The 19,915-nt window shown below is 70.5% G+C and carries 19 protein-coding genes; 8 read left to right on the top strand and 11 right to left on the bottom strand.

Translation table 11 applies throughout. From position 1 onward, the window contains the following. Positions 1-53: 53 nt before the first annotated feature. The gene (locus ACFKCF_RS11560) at positions 54-869 is read left to right on the top strand and encodes a hypothetical protein (protein WP_394492996.1); all 816 of its coding nucleotides are present in this window, start codon (positions 54-56) and stop codon (positions 867-869) included. 7 nt (positions 870-876) lie between these two features. Here ACFKCF_RS11560 and ACFKCF_RS11555 read toward each other — a convergent pair whose 3' ends face one another. From ACFKCF_RS11555 to ACFKCF_RS11535, 5 genes are all read right to left on the bottom strand, one after another. Next, positions 877-1,620 (bottom strand): hypothetical protein, encoded by a 744-nt coding sequence (locus ACFKCF_RS11555; RefSeq protein ID WP_394492995.1) that lies wholly within the window; start codon positions 1,618-1,620, stop codon positions 877-879. A gap of 211 nt (positions 1,621-1,831) precedes the next feature. Continuing rightward, positions 1,832-2,671 carry an LLM class flavin-dependent oxidoreductase gene (locus tag ACFKCF_RS11550; RefSeq protein WP_394492994.1) on the bottom strand — a complete coding sequence of 280 codons (840 nt, stop codon included), beginning with the start codon at positions 2,669-2,671 and terminating at the stop codon, positions 1,832-1,834. After that, a complete protein-coding gene (locus ACFKCF_RS11545; RefSeq protein ID WP_394492993.1) occupies positions 2,668-3,573 on the bottom strand; it encodes a GNAT family N-acetyltransferase in 906 nt (301 codons plus the stop codon). Before ACFKCF_RS11545 ends, ACFKCF_RS11550 begins: the two co-directional genes overlap by 4 nt. Before the next feature lie 53 nt (positions 3,574-3,626). Then, entirely contained in the window at positions 3,627-3,974 is a 348-nt protein-coding gene (locus ACFKCF_RS11540; protein WP_394492992.1) for an STAS domain-containing protein, read from the bottom strand. 32 nt (positions 3,975-4,006) lie between these two features. After that, positions 4,007-5,449, bottom strand: coding sequence for an LCP family protein (locus ACFKCF_RS11535; RefSeq protein ID WP_394492991.1), 1,443 nt, complete (start codon positions 5,447-5,449; stop codon positions 4,007-4,009). An 80-nt stretch (positions 5,450-5,529) separates the two neighbouring features. Here ACFKCF_RS11535 and ACFKCF_RS11530 point away from each other — a divergent pair, with 80 nt between their 5' ends. Further along, positions 5,530-6,549 (top strand): glycosyltransferase family 2 protein, encoded by a 1,020-nt coding sequence (locus tag ACFKCF_RS11530; protein WP_394492990.1) that lies wholly within the window; start codon positions 5,530-5,532, stop codon positions 6,547-6,549. Here the strand turns inward: ACFKCF_RS11530 and ACFKCF_RS11525 are convergent. After that, entirely contained in the window at positions 6,544-8,280 is a 1,737-nt protein-coding gene (locus ACFKCF_RS11525) for a CDP-glycerol glycerophosphotransferase family protein (protein ID WP_394492989.1), read from the bottom strand. The two genes, ACFKCF_RS11530 and ACFKCF_RS11525, sit on opposite strands and share 6 nt — an antisense overlap. Positions 8,281-8,336: 56 nt before the next feature. After that, complete coding sequence (locus ACFKCF_RS11520) at positions 8,337-9,089, bottom strand: 2-C-methyl-D-erythritol 4-phosphate cytidylyltransferase (protein WP_394492988.1); 753 nt, start codon at positions 9,087-9,089, stop codon at positions 8,337-8,339. A 111-nt stretch (positions 9,090-9,200) separates the two neighbouring features. Here ACFKCF_RS11520 and ACFKCF_RS11515 point away from each other — a divergent pair, with 111 nt between their 5' ends. The 6 genes from ACFKCF_RS11515 (at position 9,201) to ACFKCF_RS11490 (ending at position 14,932) form a co-directional block, all read left to right on the top strand. After that, a complete protein-coding gene (locus ACFKCF_RS11515) occupies positions 9,201-10,616 on the top strand; it encodes a CDP-alcohol phosphatidyltransferase family protein (protein WP_394492987.1) in 1,416 nt (471 codons plus the stop codon). An 11-nt stretch (positions 10,617-10,627) separates the two neighbouring features. Next, entirely contained in the window at positions 10,628-11,236 is a 609-nt protein-coding gene (locus tag ACFKCF_RS11510; protein ID WP_394492986.1) for a DUF5941 domain-containing protein, read from the top strand. Positions 11,237-11,313: 77 nt separating this feature from the next. Continuing rightward, the gene (locus tag ACFKCF_RS11505) at positions 11,314-12,048 is read left to right on the top strand and encodes a sugar phosphate nucleotidyltransferase (RefSeq protein ID WP_394492985.1); all 735 of its coding nucleotides are present in this window, start codon (positions 11,314-11,316) and stop codon (positions 12,046-12,048) included. A 28-nt stretch (positions 12,049-12,076) separates the two neighbouring features. Next, positions 12,077-13,117, top strand: a complete 1,041-nt coding sequence (locus ACFKCF_RS11500) for an iron-containing alcohol dehydrogenase family protein (protein ID WP_394493386.1) — start codon at positions 12,077-12,079, stop codon at positions 13,115-13,117. Next, positions 13,095-13,862, top strand: coding sequence for a CDP-alcohol phosphatidyltransferase family protein (locus ACFKCF_RS11495; protein ID WP_394492984.1), 768 nt, complete (start codon positions 13,095-13,097; stop codon positions 13,860-13,862). The genes ACFKCF_RS11500 and ACFKCF_RS11495 overlap by 23 nt, the downstream gene beginning before the upstream one ends. Before the next feature lie 185 nt (positions 13,863-14,047). Further along, positions 14,048-14,932: a glycosyltransferase family 2 protein gene (locus tag ACFKCF_RS11490; RefSeq protein WP_394492983.1), complete on the top strand. Its 885-nt coding sequence runs from the start codon at positions 14,048-14,050 to the stop codon at positions 14,930-14,932. Positions 14,933-14,953: 21 nt separating this feature from the next. On the opposite strand, the gene ACFKCF_RS11485 is transcribed toward ACFKCF_RS11490, so the two are convergent. The 4 genes from ACFKCF_RS11485 to ACFKCF_RS11470 form a co-directional block, all read right to left on the bottom strand. Beyond that, entirely contained in the window at positions 14,954-15,667 is a 714-nt protein-coding gene (locus ACFKCF_RS11485) for an acetoacetate decarboxylase family protein (RefSeq protein ID WP_394492982.1), read from the bottom strand. A 143-nt stretch (positions 15,668-15,810) separates the two neighbouring features. Next, positions 15,811-16,773 carry a glycosyltransferase gene (locus tag ACFKCF_RS11480; RefSeq protein WP_394492981.1) on the bottom strand — a complete coding sequence of 321 codons (963 nt, stop codon included), beginning with the start codon at positions 16,771-16,773 and terminating at the stop codon, positions 15,811-15,813. A gap of 56 nt (positions 16,774-16,829) precedes the next feature. Next, complete coding sequence (locus ACFKCF_RS11475; protein WP_394492980.1) at positions 16,830-18,188, bottom strand: acyltransferase family protein; 1,359 nt, start codon at positions 18,186-18,188, stop codon at positions 16,830-16,832. 179 nt (positions 18,189-18,367) lie between these two features. Further along, a partial coding sequence (locus tag ACFKCF_RS11470) for an LCP family protein (protein WP_394492979.1) occupies positions 18,368-19,915 on the bottom strand: 1,548 nt, incomplete at its 5' end.

The raw sequence follows: 19,915 nt of genomic DNA, 5'->3' as shown, positions 1-19,915 counted from the left end.
TATGGTCGGTCCGCAATCCCACGAACTCGTAAAGAATCCTGCATGGGAGGGTCATGCGGAGCACGAGCAAGATCGCGGCCTTGCTGATCGGAATGACGGTCCCGGTGGCCGTGGTGGCGCCCGCGGCCGGCGCGCAGGCGCGTCCGGCCTGGGTCGCCTACCACGGCCTCACCGCTGAGCAGAGCGTGGCCCGGGTCAAGCAGCTCAGGGCTCAGGGCTTCCGGCCGATCACGGTGAACGTCTCCGATGGGGAGCGGTACGCGGCCGTGTGGGTCAAGGGCGGCTCGCCGGCCAACTGGGGCCTCTGGCAGGGCATGTCGGCCGAGGAGTACCAGCAGCGGTTCGACCAGGGGCTGAAGGAGGGGGCGCAGCCGGTCTCCGTCTCCGCCACCGGGCCGGGCGACGCGCCGGTGTTCACGGCCGTCTTCGAGAAGCGGCGCGGGAAGTTCTTCGCCAGGTCCGGCCTCACCCCCGCCCAGTTCGCCGCCGCCAACAAGCGGGCCACCGCCCAGGGGCTCGCGCTGACCTCGGTCGACGTGTACGGCACCCCGGACGACCTGCGGTACGTGGGCGTGTGGACGGTCAACGCGGGCGGGGCCTGGTACTACACGTACGGCAAGTCCAGGAAGCAGCACGAGGCCGCGTTCTACGCCAAGAAGAAGCAGGGGTTCCGGCCGGTCAAGGTGGCCGTGGCGCCCGACGGGACGTACACGGCGGTGTGGCGCAAGGACGGCGTCAAGTCCTGGGCCCACTACATCGACATGACCTCCTCCGGCTACCAGAAGCGGTTCGACGACCTCAGGACCAAGGGGCTGGCCCCGGTCCAGGTGAACGCCGAGAACGGGCTCTACGCCGCCATCTGGCAGTGAACGGTGGTCAGCGGGCCTGGAGGATGCGGACGTCTCCGGTGCCGCTCAGGGCCTTGATGGTGTTGGGGCTCTTGGCGTCGTGCTTGAGCTCCGAACGTTCGGTGCCGTCCGTGCTGCGGGCGGTGATCGCGTAGGCCGCCCTGGGCACGGTGGCGGTCACCCGGCCGTCGCTGGAGCTCAGGTCGAGGGCGCTGGGCGGGCTGGCGAACGACACGTCGATCGCGCCGTCCGACGTCCGGCACCTGACGCTCGGCGACTTCAGCCCCTCACCCGTGATCGGGCCCTCGCTGCGCAGCCGCAGCTTTCCGGCGGCGCCGGACACCTGGATGCGGTCCCGGCTGACCACGTCGACGTCCTGGGTGAGGCCGTTCAGGATGACGCCGTCGTCGGCCTCGATCGACAGCGGCACGCCGGGCGGGACCTTGACGTGGTAGCGGGCGCCGCAGTCGCCGAAGACCACGCTGCAGTCCGCGCTCAGGCGAAGGGTGCCCTCCCGCAGGGACCAGGTGGCGTTGCCGTCGTCGGCGGCCTTGCCGCGTGCCCACCGCTCGACCTCGACGCGGCCCCCGGTGCCCGGCAGGACGCGCACGCCGCCCAGCGAGGCCCTGATCTTCAGCGTGGTGCCCGTGAACGGGAACGCCTGCGCGGTGCGGACCTCCTTGGCGTCCAGGTCCACCTTGCAGCCGGTCAACGCCAGCGCCGCCGCCAACGTCGCCCCTGTCGCCACGACTCGCCTCATGGAGATGCTCATGACGACGATCGTGGCCGAGCGCCCGCCGCCCGCCATCGACCATCCGGCCGAACGCGGGCGACCCGCCATCGGCCTTTCGGCCAGAGAACGAGCATCAGGCCCAGAGAACGAGCATCAGGCCCAGAGAACGAGCATCAGGCCCGCAGAACGGGCGTCAGGCCGGAGAGCGGGCGTCAGGCCGGAGGACGGGCGTCAGGGCTGAGGACGAGGGTCAGAGGGCCGACAGCAGGGCCGTGACGTGCCGCAGCGGGTCCGAGCCCAGCGGCCGCACCGCCACCGTGGCGGCCCCGGCCGCCCACAGCGCCTTGACGTGCTCGGCCGCGGCCTCAGGAGACCCCGACGCCATCGCCACCTCCTCGGGCGCGACCCCGAGGAACCCGGCCTGCCCTTCCACCATGGCACGGGCGCTCTCCAGGACCTCGCCGTCGGTGTCGAGGAAGGAGAAGACCACGAGCTCGTGATCCGCGGAGCCCCCGATCTGGTCCAGGATCCCGGGCAGCTGCGCCGGCCCGACGCCCTCGGGGATGATCGTCCCCTGGGCGACCCGGCCCGACAGGGCCAGCGAGCGCGGCCCCTTCACCCCGGCCAGCACGGGTGGGGGCGAGGCGGGCGGGTGCACCAGGGACACCCCGTCCAGGTGGACGGACCTGCCGTGCAGGGTGACCGTCTCGCCGCGCAGCAGCGCGCTCACGGACGTGATCGTCTCCTCCAGGAGCGCCAGCGGCGACGACGGGGCGGCGCCCACCTGGCGCATCCAGTCGCCCACGCCGTGCCCGATGCCGGCGGCCAGCCGCCCGGGATGCACCCTGGCCAGGTTGGCCAGCTCCATCGCCAGCAGCATCGGGTTGCGCAGGGGAGCGGGCGTGATGCCGATGCCGACGCGCAGCCGGGACGTGACGGCGAGCGCGGTGGCGGCCGACGAGACGCCCCCGGTCCAGCCCAGGTCCTCCACCACCCACAGGTCGTCCACGGACGTCTCGTCGAGCGCCTTGGCGAACGGGATCAACTGCTCGGGAGGAAGCTCCCGGTCGAACATGACTCCGAGTCTCACGATGCCCTCCAGTAATAGCGGAACAACCGGCCGACCTCCGAGTATTCAGCACGCAGGAAGGCGTCGGCGGTCGGGACGTTCGCCACGTCCGTGACGGCGACGATACGTTGCACGCCCGCCTCGGCCAGCGTGCGGGTGCCCTTGGCCAGCAGGTCGTCGACGTAGCCGTGACCGCGGTGCTCGGGCACCACGCCGATGTACGCGATCGAGTGGTCGTCGGGTGCCACCAGGCCGACGGGGGAGTCGCCCAGGTGGCCGATCACGAACCAGTCGGGCTTGCCCTTGCGGTTGACCAGGTCGTCGTACATCCATCGGGCCTCCCGCTCGGCCCCCGACGTGGCCACCTCGATCCGCGTGTCGTGGTCGAGCGAGCCCTCCGAGATGCGTACGAGGATGTCGATCACCTCGGCCTCGGCCATGCGGCGCGCGGGGCGGTACGTCAGGCGGCCGGGGTCGGGCGGGACGTCGTTGCCCGCCACCCATTCGAGCACCAGCCGCTCGACCTCCATGACGAACCCCGCCAGGGTCAGGGCCTCGTGCTCGACGGCGCGGTCGACCACGGGGTCGAGCCCCGGTTTGAGCGAAATGTCGTGGATTATCTTGCGCAGTCCCATCGTGCGCAGGCTGTCGCGCAGCGCCTTCGCGGCGGCGACCGGATCGGGGCCCGGGTCGAACTGCCAGATGGTCACCGGCGCCGAGCCGGGGAAGGACGCCCAGAACGCCAGGCGGACCTGCCCCTCCACGAAGCACCACTCAGGCCGGGTCCTGCCCTCGTCGAAGGCGGCCGCGAGCTGGGAGCGCCCCGGCTCGGGGAACTGGTCGAACAACGTGAAGGCCTCCACACCTGAGGGGCTCTCCCCGGCCGCGGCCGTGGCGAGGGGCGCCCGTGATGATATGACCATGTTCTCGCACGGAAGCGATCAGTCGGACCGTCCCGGGTGAGTCCCGATCGAGGTCAGGCGGCGCTGCCGAAGGCCGAGCGCGCCTCGCCGAGGGACTCGCGTGTCTCGAAGTGCCGGTCGAGGTTGGTGATCGTCAGCAGGTGGCGGATCATGCCGGGGGCGAGCACCAGGATCAGGCGGCCGTTCACGCGCCGGACGTGGTTGAGCGTGGCCACCAGCACGCCGAGGCCCACCGAGTCGCAGAAGGGCACCTCGGTCAGGTCGACGACGAGGTTGAGCGGGTCGGCGGCGGCGATGGCCTGTTCGAGCTCGTCCCGCAGCCGGGGAGCGCCTGCCACGTCGAGGTCGCCCGCGACGTGCAGCACCGTACAGGGGTCCTCCCGCCACGACCTGACCACCATGAGGTCTTCACCTGCCGAACCGCCGACTGTTATTACTGTTTCTTACATATGTTCTGCATTGCCGTTTTGGTGGTCGGAGTAACACTCGGTTTCGCCGAGGGCGTGGAAGCCGACTTGGATTTCGCGATCTTCGGCTGATCGCTGCCGACGATCACTTCGATGCCCTTGACGTCGGTCTTGTCGAGCTCGGCTCCCGGGATGGCGGCGGCCACGACCTTGGCCTCGGCCTCGTGGCCCGCGCCGTAATGGATGAGCGTCTTCTTGTAGTCCTTCTTGGTCGTGTTGCCGGGCTGGCCGGGGACCTTGAAGCCGTACGCGACCAGGCCCTCCTTGGTGCGGGCGCCGAGGCCCGTGATGAGCGTGCCGTTCTTGACCTTGACCGTGATGCTGCCGGGCGGGATGGCCGACGGCTTGACCGAAGGGGTGGGCGAGGGGGAGACGGCGGGCTTGGTCAGGTCCTGGTCCGCGTTGATCTTCGCGAACATGTCGCGGGCGGCCGGCTTGTCCCACAGGACCGCGGACTCGCCCGTGGGCGCCTTGAAGTCGACGTTGGACAGCGGCACCTCGGCGAAGCGCACGTCGTCGAGCGAGACGTCCCGCAGCTGGGTGGCCAGGCCGAGGAGCCCGTCGTCGGGATCGACCTTGACCGTGCTCAGCGTGGAGTTGACGAACGAGGCCAGCTTGGCCGGGTTGGCCAGGGTGTCGGCGCTGAGCGCCCGGTTGAGCAGGGCCGAGATGACCTGCTGCTGCCGGTCGATGCGGTCGAGGTCGGAGCGCGCGGTGGCGCGGGTGCGGGCGTAGCCGAGCGCCTGCACGCCCTCGAGCTGGTGGGTGCCGGCGGGCAGGTTGAGCCCGGTCTTGGGGTCGTTGATCGGCACGGGTGTGCAGACGGTGACGCCGCCGAGGGAGTCGACGACGTCGATGAAGCCGAGGATGTTGACCTCGATGTAGCGGTTGATCTGCAGCCCGGTGGCCGCCTCGACGGCCTCCTTGGCGAGCTTGGGCCCGCCGAACTGGTACGCCGAATTGATCTTGTGGTCGCCCTTGCCGGGGATCGTCGTCCAGGTGTCGCGCGGCAGGCTCACCACGGTGACCCGCCTGTGGTCCTCCGACAGGTGGATGACCATCATGGTGTCGGTGCGCTGGCCGGACTCGCGGCCCAGCTTGAGCCGGTTCTGCTGCTGCCGGGTGAGGTCGTCGCGCTTGTCGACGCCGACCAGCAGGATGTTCTCGGCGCCGCGGGCCGCCGGCACGGTCACCCCGGCGTCGACGGTACCGATCTGGCGCGGGGTCGCCCACACCACGCCGGTGGCGACCAGGACCCCGGTGGACAGGAACCCGGCGATGACGACGTTGCGACGGCGGGCCTTGGCGCTCCTGAGCGGCCTGCGGGGACGCGTGGGCGCGAGCTTGACGCCGCCGTAGGCGTCGCCGCCCACGAGCACACCGCCGTCCTCCTCGCCCGGGTCGCGCATCCCGTCCCCCTTTTGTCACCCGGAGGATCAGGCTTTCGATTGCCCGACTCCCCTGGTCGTACAGTAGCGTGAGCCCCGCCATGAAGCAGTTCCCCGACTCGCCGCAGGCCCCCGCGGAGACGCGCGCCTGGCCCCCTATCTCCGTCGTCATGCCGGTCCTCAACGAGGAGCGGCACCTTCGCGAGGCCGTCGACCAGGTCCTCGCCCAGAGCTACCCAGGTGAGATCGAAGTCGTGCTCGCCGTGGGTCCGTCCCAGGACCGCACCCAGGAGGTCGCCGACGCCATAGCGGCGGCCGACCCGCGGGTGACGGTCGTGCCCAACCCGACGGGCCGCACCCCCAACGCGCTCAACGCCGCCATCGCCGCCTCGCGCAACGGCATCATCGCCCGGGTCGACGGGCACGCCATGCTTCCCCCCGACTACCTGCGCGTCGCCGTCGAGACGCTGGCCGAGACCGGCGCCGACAACGTGGGCGGCGTCATGGCGGCCGAGGGCGTCACGCCCTTCGAGCAGGCCGTCGCCTGCGCCATGACGTCCAAGATCGGCGTGGGCGCCGCCGCCTTCCACGTGGGCGGCACCGCGGGCCCCGCCGACACCGTCTACCTGGGCGTCTTCCGCCGCTCGGCGCTCGACCGGGTGGGCGGCTACGACGAGCACTTCCAGCGGGCGCAGGACTGGGAGATGAACCACCGCATCCGCGAGAGCGGCGGCCTGGTCTGGTTCCAGCCGCGCATGCGGGTCTCCTACCGCCCCCGCCCCAACGTCAAGGCCCTGGCCAAGCAGTACTTCCACTACGGCAGGTGGCGGCGGGTGGTCGCGCGCACCCACGAGGGCACGATCAACCTGCGCTATCTGGCGCCGCCCACCGCGGTGCTGGCCATGCTGCTGGGGCTGGTCGTCTCGCCGTTCTTCCCCTGGGCGCTCATCGTCCCCGGCGGCTACGCGGTCGCCATCGCGGCGGGTTCCGCGGTGACGGGCAGCGGGCTGCCCCCGGGGGCGCGGCTGCGGCTGCCGATCGTGTACGCCGCCATGCACTGCTCCTGGGGCTGGGGCTTCCTCACCAGCCCGAAGAAGCTGGCCAGGCCGCCCCGGTCATGACTCGGCGAAGACCCGCTCGACGGCGGCGTCGAAGCGGGTCAGCGCGTCCGGATACTCCGCCCCGAACAGGTGGCTCCTGAGCTTGATCCTGGCCCGGGCCAGCGTGTCCTCCCCGTCGAGGAACTCCGCGAGCCCGGCCAGGTCCTCCCCGATCAGCACGCCCGCCTCGGTGCTCGGGTAGCGCTCGTGGAAGGCGCGCTCGTCCAGGCCGGCGACGTTCGTCACCGCGTACGGCTTCTCGGCGGCCAGGAAGTCGGCCACGACGCTGGAGATGTCGCTGATCAGCAGGTCGCACTGGTTGAAGCAGTCGTACAGGTGCGGCTCGGGGCCGGTGACGATCAGATGCTCGATCCGCGGCGTCTCCCCGGTCGCCCGCGACGGGTGCCTGGCCTTCGACTTGGCCAGCTCGGCCGCCTCGATCATGGCCACGATCTTCCGGTGCGCGCGGGTGGCGCTGCGGTCGCGGTGGCCGGTCAGCGGGTGCGGCTTGTAGATCACGCGCACCCGCGGCCGGTGGTCGAGCAGCGCCCGCACGATGCGCGGCCCCATGGTGATCAGCGACGTGTGGAACAGGTCGTCGTTCCAGCCCTCCCAGGTGGGGGCGTACAGGACGGTGCGGTACGGCAGCTGCGGCCCCTCCGTCGAGATGCCTTCGAGCTGCGGCCGGCCGACCTCGTGGATGTTCTCGTCCCTGACGCCCACCCTGGCCCGGCGGTAGCGGTCGCGGCCCGCGGGACCGGCCACCCACACCTCGTCGTACACCCGGGAGAACGGGTTGAACGACGCCTCCTTGTCGCTGTCGCCGTGGTTGAGGAAGGCGCTGCGCAGGGTCGGGATGCGCAGCATGTGGACGTTCCTGCCGACGTTGGAGACGTACAGGCAGAGCTTGGCGCCGGACAGGGCACGGAAGCTCATCAGGTCGGCCGCCGACGGGATGCACAGCATCGGCAGCGTGGTCGCGTCGAGGTGGTTGGCCATACCGCGCTCGCGCAGCACGACGATGGCCCGCCGGCTGATGCGCTCCAGCGTGGGCAGCCACATCCGGGCCTGGTAGGCGGCCGCGGTGGCGCCGGAGAAGTAGAGGATGACCTCGGGCCGGTACTTCTCGACCTGCTCGCCCACGACGGCCAGCACCCTGGCCTTGTCGGTGAGCGGCGTGGCGCGGCGCACGTACGGGATGAGCGCGAGTGCCCCCGCGATGCCCAGCAGGACCGCCAGACCGGCGCCGATCGCGGCGGGCACGGCGCCGACGGCGGCGCCGATCACCGGCAGCGCGTCCAGGTAGAGGAAGCGCACGCTGCGGCTGTCACGCAGGAACGGGGGCGGCATCTTCGGGATGCGCAGCGCCGAGACGTCGAGGTTGCGGGTGGTCACCGGCATCCGGCTGAGCATCCCCTTGAGCCGCAGCGCCAGCGCGGTATGCCCGGCCCGCACCACGTGGATCGCGAAGATGCCCGACGCCAGCGCCACGAACCACGGCGAGTCCACCCCCGCTATCCGTGCCACCAGCAGCAGCGCCATGGTCTCCCTGGCGGCGAAACGCAGCGTGACCCCGAGGTGCACCCTGCCGAGCAGCTCGGGCAGCGGTCTGGCGGCGCGTGAGGCCGCGTACTCCACCGCATAGGAGAGCGCGGCGACCGTACCGAACACCGCCGGCGCGGGCCAGAGGGCAGACAACAACAGCGCGGGGTAGCAGCCGAGCAGAGCCGCGATCACGATGAGTCTCCTCATGTGATCGCACAGTAACAACTCTCAGGTCAAGGGGCATCCACGCGAACGTCTGTGACCTATCTGGGCAAGTCGGAGATCGACGGGGTCGCGGCGAGCTGGAACAGCAGCTCGGCGATCCGCAGGTCGAGGGGGTGGGTGACCTTGATGTTGTGCTCGCTGCCCGGCACGAGGTGGATCGGCACGTCGGGCAGGTAGCGCAGCACCACGCCGCAGTCGTCGGTGGCCGGGCGGCCGGCGAACCCGGGGTCGGCCAGCGCCCGCTCGTACGCCTCGCGGATCACCGAGAGCCGGAAGCACTGCGGCGTCTGGCTGCGCCGCAGCACCGACCTGTCCAGCACGTCGCCGATCACCTCGCCGCCGGGGCCCGGCACGGCCACGAAGACCGTGTCGGAGCTCGGGATCGCCACGTTGACGGCCGAATGGGTCTCCAGCGCCTTGACGCACTCGGTGATGATCCGGGGCTCCACGAGCGGGCGTACGGCGTCGTGCAGCAGCACGTTGCACTCCTCGGTGCCCAGCGCGCCCAGGGCCAGCCAGGTGCTCTCGGTACGGCTGGCGCCCCCCTCCACGACCTTGCCGACCTTGTCGTAGCCGCCCTTGTCCACGATCTCGCGGACCCGGTCGGTGTAGCCGGGCGTCATCAGCACCACGATCTCGTCGATCTCCGGCGCGTTCTGGAACACCGTCAGCGAATGCTCGAGGATCGTCTTTCCCGCGACCTCGATGAGCTGTTTGGGCGTGTCCAGCCCGATCCGCTGCCCCACGCCGCCCGCGAGAAGCACCCCGACCGACCGCAACCGTGAATCCATATCGGCAGCGTAACGGTCCTGTTCCGTGATTACGCCTTGACCTGTCGCTACGCTGTGCCTACGCACCCCCAAGCCACGCGGCTCCCGCGCGACCGGGAGGAGACCTGCGCTTTGCCCGACTCATTGACCCGCGAGACCACGGCCACCTCGGTCGTCCTGCTCGCCACGACCCCGGCATGCAAGCTCTCCAGCTCCGACGGCACTTTGCTCGACCGCGTCACCGACCAGCTCGCCACGCTGCCCGTCCGGGAGATCCAGGTGGTGACGCCGGGTGGCGGCCTCGGAGCCGACCTCAGAGGCGTCGCCAAGATCGCCCGGATCTCGACGGGCGCGGTCGCCGTGCTCCCCGCCGACCTGGTGGCGCATACCGAGGCGCTGGCGCTGCTGCTCGACCACCCCGCGCGCGGCAGCGGGGCCCTGGTCTCCCATGACGCCGCCGCGGCGCCCATGCGACCGCCCGTCCGCGTCGAAGGCGGCAAGATCGTCGCCGCGGGCAGTTCGTTCCACGTGGTCCCCGAGGCCAACGCCACGTTCAGGGGCGTGCTGAAGGCCGGCGAGGCCGACCTGGGCGCGCTGGCGGACATCGCGGAGGAGCTGGCGGAGCTGGCCGACACCGGCAAGCTGGGCCCGGTCACCCCCGTCGAGGCCGTCGACCTGCTGCTGGTCGGGCTGGTCAGGTCGGGCGTGTCGGTGCGGGCGGCCGGGATCGGGCCGCTGCACGCCGACCGGGTGACCGGCCAGCACGCCGCCGACGCCGCCGTCACCAGGCTGGCCGAGGTGGACGAGGCCAAGGTCAGGCTCGACCTGTCCATCAAGGCGGACGACGGCTTCTTCGCCACCTTCTTCGTCTCCACCTGGACACGCCATCTGATCAAGCCGGCGGTCCTGCTCAAGCTGGCCCCCAACACCGTCACCGGGATCTCGATCGGGCTGGCCGCGCTGGCGGCCGTCTGGTTCTCGGCGGGCACCCAGGGCGGGCGGCTGGCCGGGGCGCTGCTGTTCTACCTGTCGTTCGCGCTCGACTGCCTCGACGGGCAGCTGGCCCGCTACACGCGCACGTTCTCGCCGCTGGGGGCGTGGGCCGACGGCATGGCCGACCGGCTGAAGGAGTACGCCGTCTATGTGGGCCTGGCCCTGGGCTTCGCCGGCGCCGGCATCTGGCAGCTCGCCGTGGCCACCATGATCCTGCAGGTGGCACGGCACGCCATCGACCAGACGTACGCGGGGGCCCTCACCGACGCCGCCCGGGTCGGCGCGCAGTGGGGGCGCCCCGCGCGCTCGCTCCTGGAGTCGGCCGACGGCAGCCGGGCACGGGGCGTGCTCGGGATCGCCCAGCGCCTGGAGCGTGACGCGATCGCCCGCTGGCTCAAGAAGAGCGTCGTGCTGCCCATCGGCGAGCGCACCGCGCTGATCGCCGTCACCGCCGCGGGCTGGAACGCCAGGGTGACGTTCCTGTCCCTGCTCTGCTGGGGCGGCGTGGCGGCCCTCTATCAGCTCGCCGGACGGATCGCGAGGTCGGCACGGTGACATCAATCCACATGGCTCCCGTCCCCAGCAGCACGGTCGTGGCCTACCGCGACGACGGCCCGCTCTCGCGCGCCATGGGCCTGCTCGTGGCCGGGCAGCTCCCGCCCCTGCCGCCGGTGATCGCGGGCACGTTCGTCACGGGCGTGCTGCTGCTGCTCGGCGTGGCGGGCACGGACGGGCTCGCGGTGTTCGCGCCCGCCGTGACGCTGCTGCTGGCCGGTCCGGGCAGCACGCACGCGCACGACGGCAGGTTCGACTGGCTGGTCCCGCCGATCCTGCGGCTCATCGAGTACACCTTCGTCGCGGCGTGCGGGTTCGCCCACGACGTGCACCCCGTGGTGATCTTCCTGCTGCTCGGCGCACTGGCGTTCCACCACTATGATCTTGTTTACCGGCTGCGGCAGCGCGTGTACGCACCGGCGTGGCTGTCCACCTTCGGCCTCGGCTGGGACGGCCGGATGATGGTGGTCTCGCTGGTCGCCCTCACGGGCTGGCTGACCGGCGGCTATCTGCTGCTCGCCCTCTATCTGTGGGCGTTCTTCGGCTGGGAGAGCCTCACCTGCTGGCTCGCCGCGCCCCGTTCCGGGGTGGAAACACCCGATATGGGAACGCAAGACTAACGCCGGATTACCCGCTCAGGGCCCAAAGACGAATACTCTTTGGGCTCACGAAGACATGCTCGACTGAGGAGTGCACGTTGCTGGGAATGGTTCTGGCCGCTGGAGCCGGACGACGTCTGCGGCCGTACACCGACACGCTGCCGAAGGCGCTCGTGCCGGTCGACGGCGAAACCACGATCATGGACATCTCCCTGCGCAACCTCGCCGAGGTGGATCTGCGGGAGGTCGTGGTCGTCGTCGGTTACGCGGCACAGGCCGTACACGACCGCAAGGAGGCCCTGGAGCAGCGGCACGGCGTCAAGCTGACCCTCGTCCACAACGACAAGGCCGAGGAGTGGAACAACGCCTACTCCCTGTGGTGCGCCCGCGACTACTTCTCCCAGGGCGTGCTGCTGGTCAACGGCGACACCGTGCACCCGGTCTCGGTCGAGAAGACGCTGCTGTCCGCTCCCGAGACGAGCGACATCCTGCTGGCCGTCGACAACGTCAAGAAGCTCGCCGACGAGGAGATGAAGGTCACGCTCTCGCCGGAGGGCTCGCTGCGGCGCATCACCAAGCTGATGGACCCGGCCGAGGCCTACGGCGAGTACATCGGCGCCACCCTCATCCGGCCCGGCGCGGCCGACCGGCTGGCCGACGCGCTCAAGACGACCTTCGAGCGTGACCCCCAGCTCTACTACGAGGACGGCTACCAGGAGATGGTCGAGCGCGGCGAGGCCATCCACGCCGCGCCCATCGGCGAGGTCGACTGGGTCGAGGTGGACAACCACGACGACCTGGCGAAGGCTCGTACCATAGCCGTCCGCTACTGAGAGGGCGCGCATGCCGCTTCTAGCGAGGATGCTGCCGGCGCCGCTGACCATGCAGGTCAGGCGGGGCGCGGTGGCCGAGCTCGGCGCCCTGCTGGCCGACAGCCGGGTGGCCACCTCCGGCAGGGTCGCGGTGGCCGTCGGCCGCGGGCAGGGCGACCACATCGAGAGCCTGATCACACCCCAGCTGGGCGAGGCCGAGGTGTTCCGGGTGGCCGACGGCTCGGTCGACGCGGCCGTCTCACTCGGCGCCGACCTGCGCAAGGCCGCCTTCGAGGTGGTGGTGGGCGTCGGCGGCGGCAAGACAATTGACGCCACCAAGTACGCCGCCTCGCTCGCCGGCATCCCCATGGTCGCGGTGGCCACCAACCTCTCCCACGACGGCATCTGCTCGCCCACGGCCTCCCTGGTCTACGAGGGTGGCAAGGGCTCGTTCGGGGTGCCGATGCCGCTGGCCATCCTGGTCGACCTCGACTTCGTGCACAACGCGCCGGAGTCGCTGGTCAGGGCGGGCGTGGGCGACGTGGTGAGCAACCTGTCGGCCATCGAGGACTGGCAGCTCGGCAACACCGAGCGCGGCGAGCCCATCGACGGGCTGGCCTGCTCGATGTCCCGCACGGCCGCCGAGGCGCTCATCGGCCGCGGCGACTCCATCGAGTCCGATGCGTTCCTGACCGTGCTGGCCGAGTCCCTCATCCTGTCCGGCATGTCCATGGTGATCGCGGGCTCGTCCCGGCCCGCGAGCGGTGGAGATCATGAGATCCTTCATGCCGTGGACCAGCTTTTCCCCGGCACCTCCAACCACGGCGAGCTCGCCGGGATCGGTGCCGCCTTCTGCTTCTTCCTGAGGGAGGACGAGGCCCGGGTCACGCAGGTGGTCGACTGCCTGCGCCGGCACAAGCTGCCCGTCGTGCCCGCCGACATCGGGCTGACCGGCCAGCAGTTCGCCGAGGCCGTCGCCCTGGCACCGGCCACCCGCCCCGGCCGCTACACGATCCTGGAGCACCTGCGCATGCAGGACTCCGAGATCCACGATCGGGTGGGGGACTATGTCCGGGCCTTCGGTAGCTGAGATCCGGCGGGTCGCCCAGCCCGCCGGCCACCTCGAGCGCAGGAACGGCGAGCACTGGGCCGGCGTGCTCTACATGCGCCAGTTGTCCATCTACGTCACCTGGTTCTTCGCCAGGACGTCCGTCACGCCCAACCAGCTCACCTGGGTGATGACGGTGGCCGGGGCCCTGGCCGGGGTGGTGCTCGCCCTGCCGGGCCTGTGGGCCGCCGTGGCCGCCGCCCTGCTGGTGCAGGTCTACCTGCTGCTCGACTGCTCCGACGGCGAGTTGGCCCGCTGGACGGGGAAGACCTCGCTGGTGGGGGTCTACCTCGACCGGGTCGGGGCCTACTTCTGTGAGGCCGCGGTGCTGGCCGGGCTGGGCTGGCGGGCGTCGGCCGTCCTGCCCGACTGGTACACCGTGCTGGGCTTCGCCGCCGCGCTCGGCGCGATCCTCATCAAGGCCGAGACGGACCTGGTGGAGGTGGCGCGGGCCAAGGGCGGCCTGGCGGCCGCCACGGAGGCCTCCGCGGTGCAGTTCCGCTCCGGGCTCCTGGGCTTGGGCCGGCGGGTGCTGTCGGCGACGAAGTTCCACCGCATCGTGCAGCCGATCGAGCTGTCGCTGCTGGCGCTGGCGGCCGCCGTCGTCGATCTGATCCTCGGTGACCTGACGGCCTCGCGGGTCCTGATCGTGGCCTGCTTCGTAGCGGCATGCCTACAGGTTGTCCTGCATTTGGTAAGCATCATCGCCTCGAAGCGGCTGGCGTGATCTGATGTCGGAACCGGAGGAGCTCCCCGTCCGTCGTATAGATCGGACGTCCGCCGTTCGGTGGGGGTTCATCCTTGGTTCCGATACGCTTAGCCCCAGCCTTTCCAATACATGCAGACCAGCAGACTCGGTGATCATGAAAGAATGCTCCGCCCGTGTTCTCAACGCGTCAGGACAGTGATTCGTTGAAGATCTCGTGCGTCATCCTCACCATGGGTAACCGGGTCGCGGAGCTGAATCGGGCAGTCGAGTCCGCGCTCAACCAGGTCGACGGCGACGTCGAGGTGGTGATCGTCGGCAACGGCGCAGATGTGCCCGAATTGTCGGCGACGCCACCCGAAGGGTCGGCCGCGGTCGTGAAATCGATCCGGCTCGACCAGAACACGGGCATTCCCGCAGGCCGTAACCGCGGCGTGGAGGAGTGCTCGGGAGACGTCGTGCTGTTCCTCGACGACGACGGCTGGTATGCCAACCAGAAGGTCGTCGCGCACGTACGCGACCGCTTCGCCACCGAGCCGGACCTCGCGGTGATCTCCTTCCGCGTGATGGACCCCGACGGCGGCATCGGCCAGCGGCGCCACGTGCCCCGGCTGCGCGCGGGCGACCCGCAGCGCTCCTCGCCGGTCACGACGTTCCTCGGCGGCGCCTCGGCCATCAGGCGCTCGGCCTTCCTCCAGGTGGGCGGGCTGCCCGAGCGGTTCTTCTACGCCCACGAGGAGACCGACCTGGCCTGGCGGCTCCTGGGCGAGGGCTACCGGATCGAGTACGACGCCGAGACGGTGATGTACCACCCGCAGGTCCCGCCGACCCGGCACGTCGAGTTCTATCGGCTCAACGCGCGCAACCGGGTCTGGCTGGCGCGGCGCAACCTGCCGTGGCCGCTGGCGTTCTTCTACCTCACCAACTGGGTCGTCCTCACCCTCGTGCGCGAGCGCGGGGCCGGGCCGGCGCTCAAGGCGTGGTTCAGCGGGTTCTTCGAGGGCCTGCGCACCCCGGCGGGGGAGCGGCGGCCCATGGCCTGGCGTACGGCGTGGCGCATGGTCAAGCTGGGCCGCCCGCCGATCGTCTGACCGCGGCGGGCCATCGGGGCGTCAGACCTCGACGGCCTCGCCGAAGGTCATCGCGGCCCGCGAGATCGTGCTGGTGAACATCGCCCGTTTGGGCAGCCCCAGCTCGCTCAGCTCCTTGGCGATGGGATGGTTGCCCAGGCGGATCAGCGCGCCGCTGGGGCGGATCCGGGCGCCGCGGGCCCGTACGGACCAGGGCACGCGCCGCGTGATCCCGTCCCGGTGCGTGTAGGCGTCGAGCGGCGCCATCACCGTGGCGCCCGGCGCGGGCACGCCCGGCTTGATCAGGATGTCCAGCACCAGCCTGCCGTCCCTGCGCAGGACACACCGTTTGTACGCCGTGCCGAGCCGCAGCTCGATGTCCGCCAGCTCCTTCGGGAACCCCCACAGCGTGCGCCCGGCCTCCAGCGTGAACGGCTGGTCCACGGGCAGCCAGTGCACGAACACCCCGGCCTGGCGCAGGTCCCACAGCCCGCCGGACCCGGACACGCCCGGGGGACGCACCAGGAACGCCATGCCGAACTCGTGGTACGGGTCCAGATCGCCGTCGCGGTAGTCCACGAACAGCAGCACGCAGACGGCCTTGCCGGGCATGATCTCGGCCACGTCGAGTCCGGAGTACGCGATCACCGCCCTGGCGGCGTCGGCGCGCACCGCGTAGAAGGCGCTGCACACCTCCGCGTCCCGCACCCGCACCGGCATGGCCACCCTCCGGCCCTGGATCAGATGCGTTGCCATGGCCCCAGTACATCAACCCGTCGGTCGTGTCGCCATTCCCACCCCCGATGTCCTTCCGTGGTGCCCCACCCGCCGCCTCCCCGCGGCACCCTGCACCCCGGCCCCCGGCGTGTCGCCCGCGCTCTCGGAGGGCTGTCCGCGGGTCAGACGGCCAGGGCGTGGGTGGGGAGGCCGGCCCAGGACTCGGCGCGGTCGACGAAGGCCGCCGCGTGGTCCGGCCAGTGGTGGTGCAGGCGCGCCTGCGCGTGCCCCAGCGCGCCCAGCCGGGCCCGCCGCACCGGGTCCTCCTTCAGGTCCAGTACGGCGTTCAGCACGGCGTCCACGTCCAGCGGCACCACGAGCCCGCACCCGGTCCGCTCGACCAGCGCCGAGCCCTGGGGAGTCGTGATGACGGGCAGCCCGCGCCCCATGTAGTCCATGATCTTCGTCGGCGCCGTCCGCACCGTGTCGTCCGCCAGCGAAAGACCGGCCAGCGCGCCCTCGGCCATGCGCAGCGCGTGCCGGTTGGGCACGTACCCGAACCAGTCGAGCAGCCCGACCCGCTGCGCGTCGCGCAGCAGCGGGCGGACGTCGCGGGCCGCCGCGCCGATGAGGTCGAGTCTTACGCCGTGCGGGACCAGCCGTTCGGCCAGCCCGATCAGCTCCGACACGCCGCGCTCGGCCGAGAGGCGGCCGATGTGCACGACCCTGGTGTCGCCGGGCGGAGGGGGACCGGGCGACACCAGGGTCGCCTCGGGAACCACCGCCGGGGTGATCAGGCGGTGGCGTCTCCCCGCACGGGTCAGCCGCCTGGAGGAGACCTCTTCGCGTATGTCCCAGACGACCGGAGGGCGCCTGTAGGGCAGCGCGCGCAGCAGTCGGTATTCGTGCACGATCAGCAGGTCCGCGCCCTTCACGCCGCGTCTCAGCGCCGCGCGGGCGCTGCCGTACGAGGCGTGCCGCGCCACGTCGATCGCGGTGATCCCCATGGCGGGGGTCACGTTGAAGTACGTGAACGGTGCGACGTAGGTGACCTCGTGGCCGGCGTCGAGCAGGGCCCTGATCTGCCGGTGCATGATCCGGGCGTCCTCGGGATGATGGACGGTCGGGGCGACACATGCGCGCATGTGTCGATGCTCCGCGCCTACCAGGTCAAAGGCGTAAATGTGAGTAGAACGGTCGCTTAACTTCGTGAGGGGCGACGATAGAGCCAGGTCAGGCGGGGTTCGAGCACCCACTTGAAGACCGTGCGGGTCTCAGGCAGGCACAGCACGATCGCCAGCGCGAAGGCGCTGGAGGCGATCGCCAGCACGCCGAGCGGCCCGAACAGCCACGGGAACTCCAGCCAGCCCATCTCCTTGGCGACCAGCACGGGGATGCCGTGGAGCAGGTAGCAGTAGAGCGTGCGGGTGCCGAGGTCGGAGAACCACGTCTCGCCCCGGGGCACCAGCGCCAGGATGGCGAAGCACATGGCCAGCGCGCACACCAGCAGCCCGGCCCGCAGGGCGAGGCCCATGTACCACGACAGGTGGAGGTCCTGGAAGCTGGCCTTGAAGTAGAACGGGTCGAGCGGCGCCCTCGGGGCGACGTAGATCGCGACCGCCGCCGCGCCGAGGACCGTGAGCAGCGACACGATCTTGATCCACCGCCGGTTGAGCATCTCGAAGTGCTCCGGCTGCATCACCAGGCCGATCACGAAGAACGGCATGAGACCGAAGAAGCGGTCCATGCTGAAGTCGCCCTCGATCTGGGAGAACCCGGCGAGCAGGTAGACGGCGATGGCCACGGGGATGGGGTACTTCATCCGCTTCCACACCGGTGTGGACAGCCGCCAGAACAGCAGCGCCAGCAGGTACCAGTTGAGCCACGCCGGATCGATGATCGTCAGGCTCCACTTCTGGCCCACCGAGACGCGGAGCAGGGCGTAGCCGACCTCGACGATCACGTACGGGACCAGGAACGTGTCGACCAGTTTGTTGGTTTTGGCGTTCGAGTTCCAGAAATTTCTGGACAAATAGCCACTGATCAGCACGAACAGCGGCATGTGGAACGTGTAGATGAAGATGTACAGGGCCCTGGAGGAGTCGGCCGACAGCGTCGGCACCAGCGAGTGGCCGACGACCACCAGCGCGATCAGCACGAACTTGACGTTGTCGAGGTACGGGTCGCGCTTGCGCTTGGGCGGCTGGGGCTCCTGCTTCGGCTCCGGTTGCTGCTGGGCCGTGTCGTCCGTCGTGGCCTTCGCCGTGGCCTTCGCCGTGGCCTTCGCCGTCGCCTTGGGACGTTGCCGGGGACGCCGCTCCTCAGCCGCCTGCGCGGGCTCGTCCGCCGTGGCCGGACCCTTCGCCGGCGGCTTGTCGTCCTTGACGGCGGGTTGCGGCTCGGTCAGCTCTCCCGGGGCCATCCAGTGCGGATCGGCCTCCTCGCTCCAGAACGCCTCCTCCGGCAGCGGCCAGCGGGCTCCCGTCTGGGCGGGGCCGCCGGTCTCCTCCTCGGGGCTCCGCGGAGTCGTGACCGGTGGGGAGAATCTGGTGTCAGACACAGGGGAGTCGCTCAGCTTCGCTCGGGGCCGGGGAACACGACGGCAGCACGACCAACGGATGGCCTCTCGGCTCCGGGTCGCGCTGCGTCGCCGACCCGCAACAGACTATCCCGCCCACGCGCCTCCTGTCCCTCGAGCGAGGCGAGAATGCCCGATTCCACAGGGAACTTGGAGGCTCGTCAGGTGCAGGCGTTCTTCTGCTCGGAGGCGGTGATCGTGCTGTTGTTGACGCTGTCGGGGAGCTTGGTCACCTTGACCGAGTCGAAGTCCTCGCCCACCACCAGCTGGATCACCGGAGTGCCCTTCGGCGGGGTGGTCGTGGGGGCTGTCGCGGGCGTGTACGTCGCCGGGTTGGTGACCGCGACCTTGCCCGCCGCCGGGGTGGGCTTGGGCACGACGGCCCCGGCCAGCGTGCCGGCGTGGTCGGGCGCCGACTCGATGGTCTTGGCGTAGTGGACCTCGGTCTTCGGCAGGCTCTTGCCGTCGGCGGCCTCGAAGTTGCCGACGCCGACGACGTTGAAGCCCTCCTTGGCGAGCTGGTCGGCGACCTCGCGGGCCTTGCCGAAGGTCTTGGTGCCGTTGAGGACCTGGACCTTCACCTGCTCGGGCTTGAGCGTGACCTTGGGCTTGGTGGTGGTGCTGGTGCTGGTGCTGGCGGACGGGGCCGGCGTGGCGACCTCGGTGTCGGTCTTGATCGAGGTGAACAGCTCGTTGGCGTCGGGCTGCTTCCAGACCACGCGGTTCTTGTCCTCGGGGTCGGGGATCCACGGGATCGTCGTCAGCTTGACGCCGCCGGCCGTCAGCTGCTTGGCGCTCAGCGCGATGTCGATGAGCTGCTCGGTGTCGTTGGCCAGCTCGGGGTCCATGGTGACCGATCCGGCCGCGGCCGCGATGAAGTCCCGGAGCTTGCCGACGTCGGTGAGCAGCTCGCTGCTGGTGGCCTTGGCGATGACCTTGCTCAGGAAGATCTGCTGCCGCCTGATGCGCTGGATGTCGCTGCCGTCGCCGTAGTGGCGCAGGCGCACGTAGCCCAGGGCCTTCTCGCCGTTGAGCAGGCTCTTGCCGGGCGGCAGGACCAGCTTGGAGTTCTTGTCGTTGACGCCGGACTTCAGGCAGATCTCGATGCCGCCGAGCGCGTCCACGATGTTCTTGAAGCCGCTGAAGTCGACCTCGGCGAAGTGGTTGACGCGGATGCCGGTGAGGGTCTCGATCGTGGAGATCGTGCAGGCGATGCCGCCGGAGTTGTACGCCGAGTTGATCATGTCCCGGCGCGGTGGCATCTCCTGCTTGGTGGTCTCGTTCTTGCACTTGGGGATCTGCACCATCGAGTCACGCGGGAAGCTGATCAGCCGCGCCTTGTCCCGGTTGGGCGAGATGTGCATGAGGATGATCGTGTCGGTGCGCTTGCCGCCCGCGTCGGCCGTCCTGGCGAGCTTCTGGCCGTACTGCGCGTTGCCCTTGCCCGCGCGGGTGTCGGAGCCGACGAGCAGGACGTTGAGCGCGCCGGTGTCCACGGGCCGGGGGTTGATGATGTCGCTGTTGACGCTCTTCTTCTTGATGTTGCCGAAGGCGTCGCGGTAGACCGTGTAGCCGGTCAGCGCGCCGGCCACCATGACCGTGGTGACACCGATGCTGACCCAGGCCAGGATGCGCATCTTGTTCTGGCCACCGCCGCTGCCGCCGCCGCGGCGGCCGCGCGGCGGCCGGTCGTCGGGAGGGGGCGGTGG

Source organism: Nonomuraea sp. JJY05, assembly GCF_043496855.1.
Lineage (GTDB): Bacteria > Actinomycetota > Actinomycetes > Streptosporangiales > Streptosporangiaceae > Nonomuraea.
This window is presented reverse-complemented; position numbering and strand designations above follow the sequence as displayed.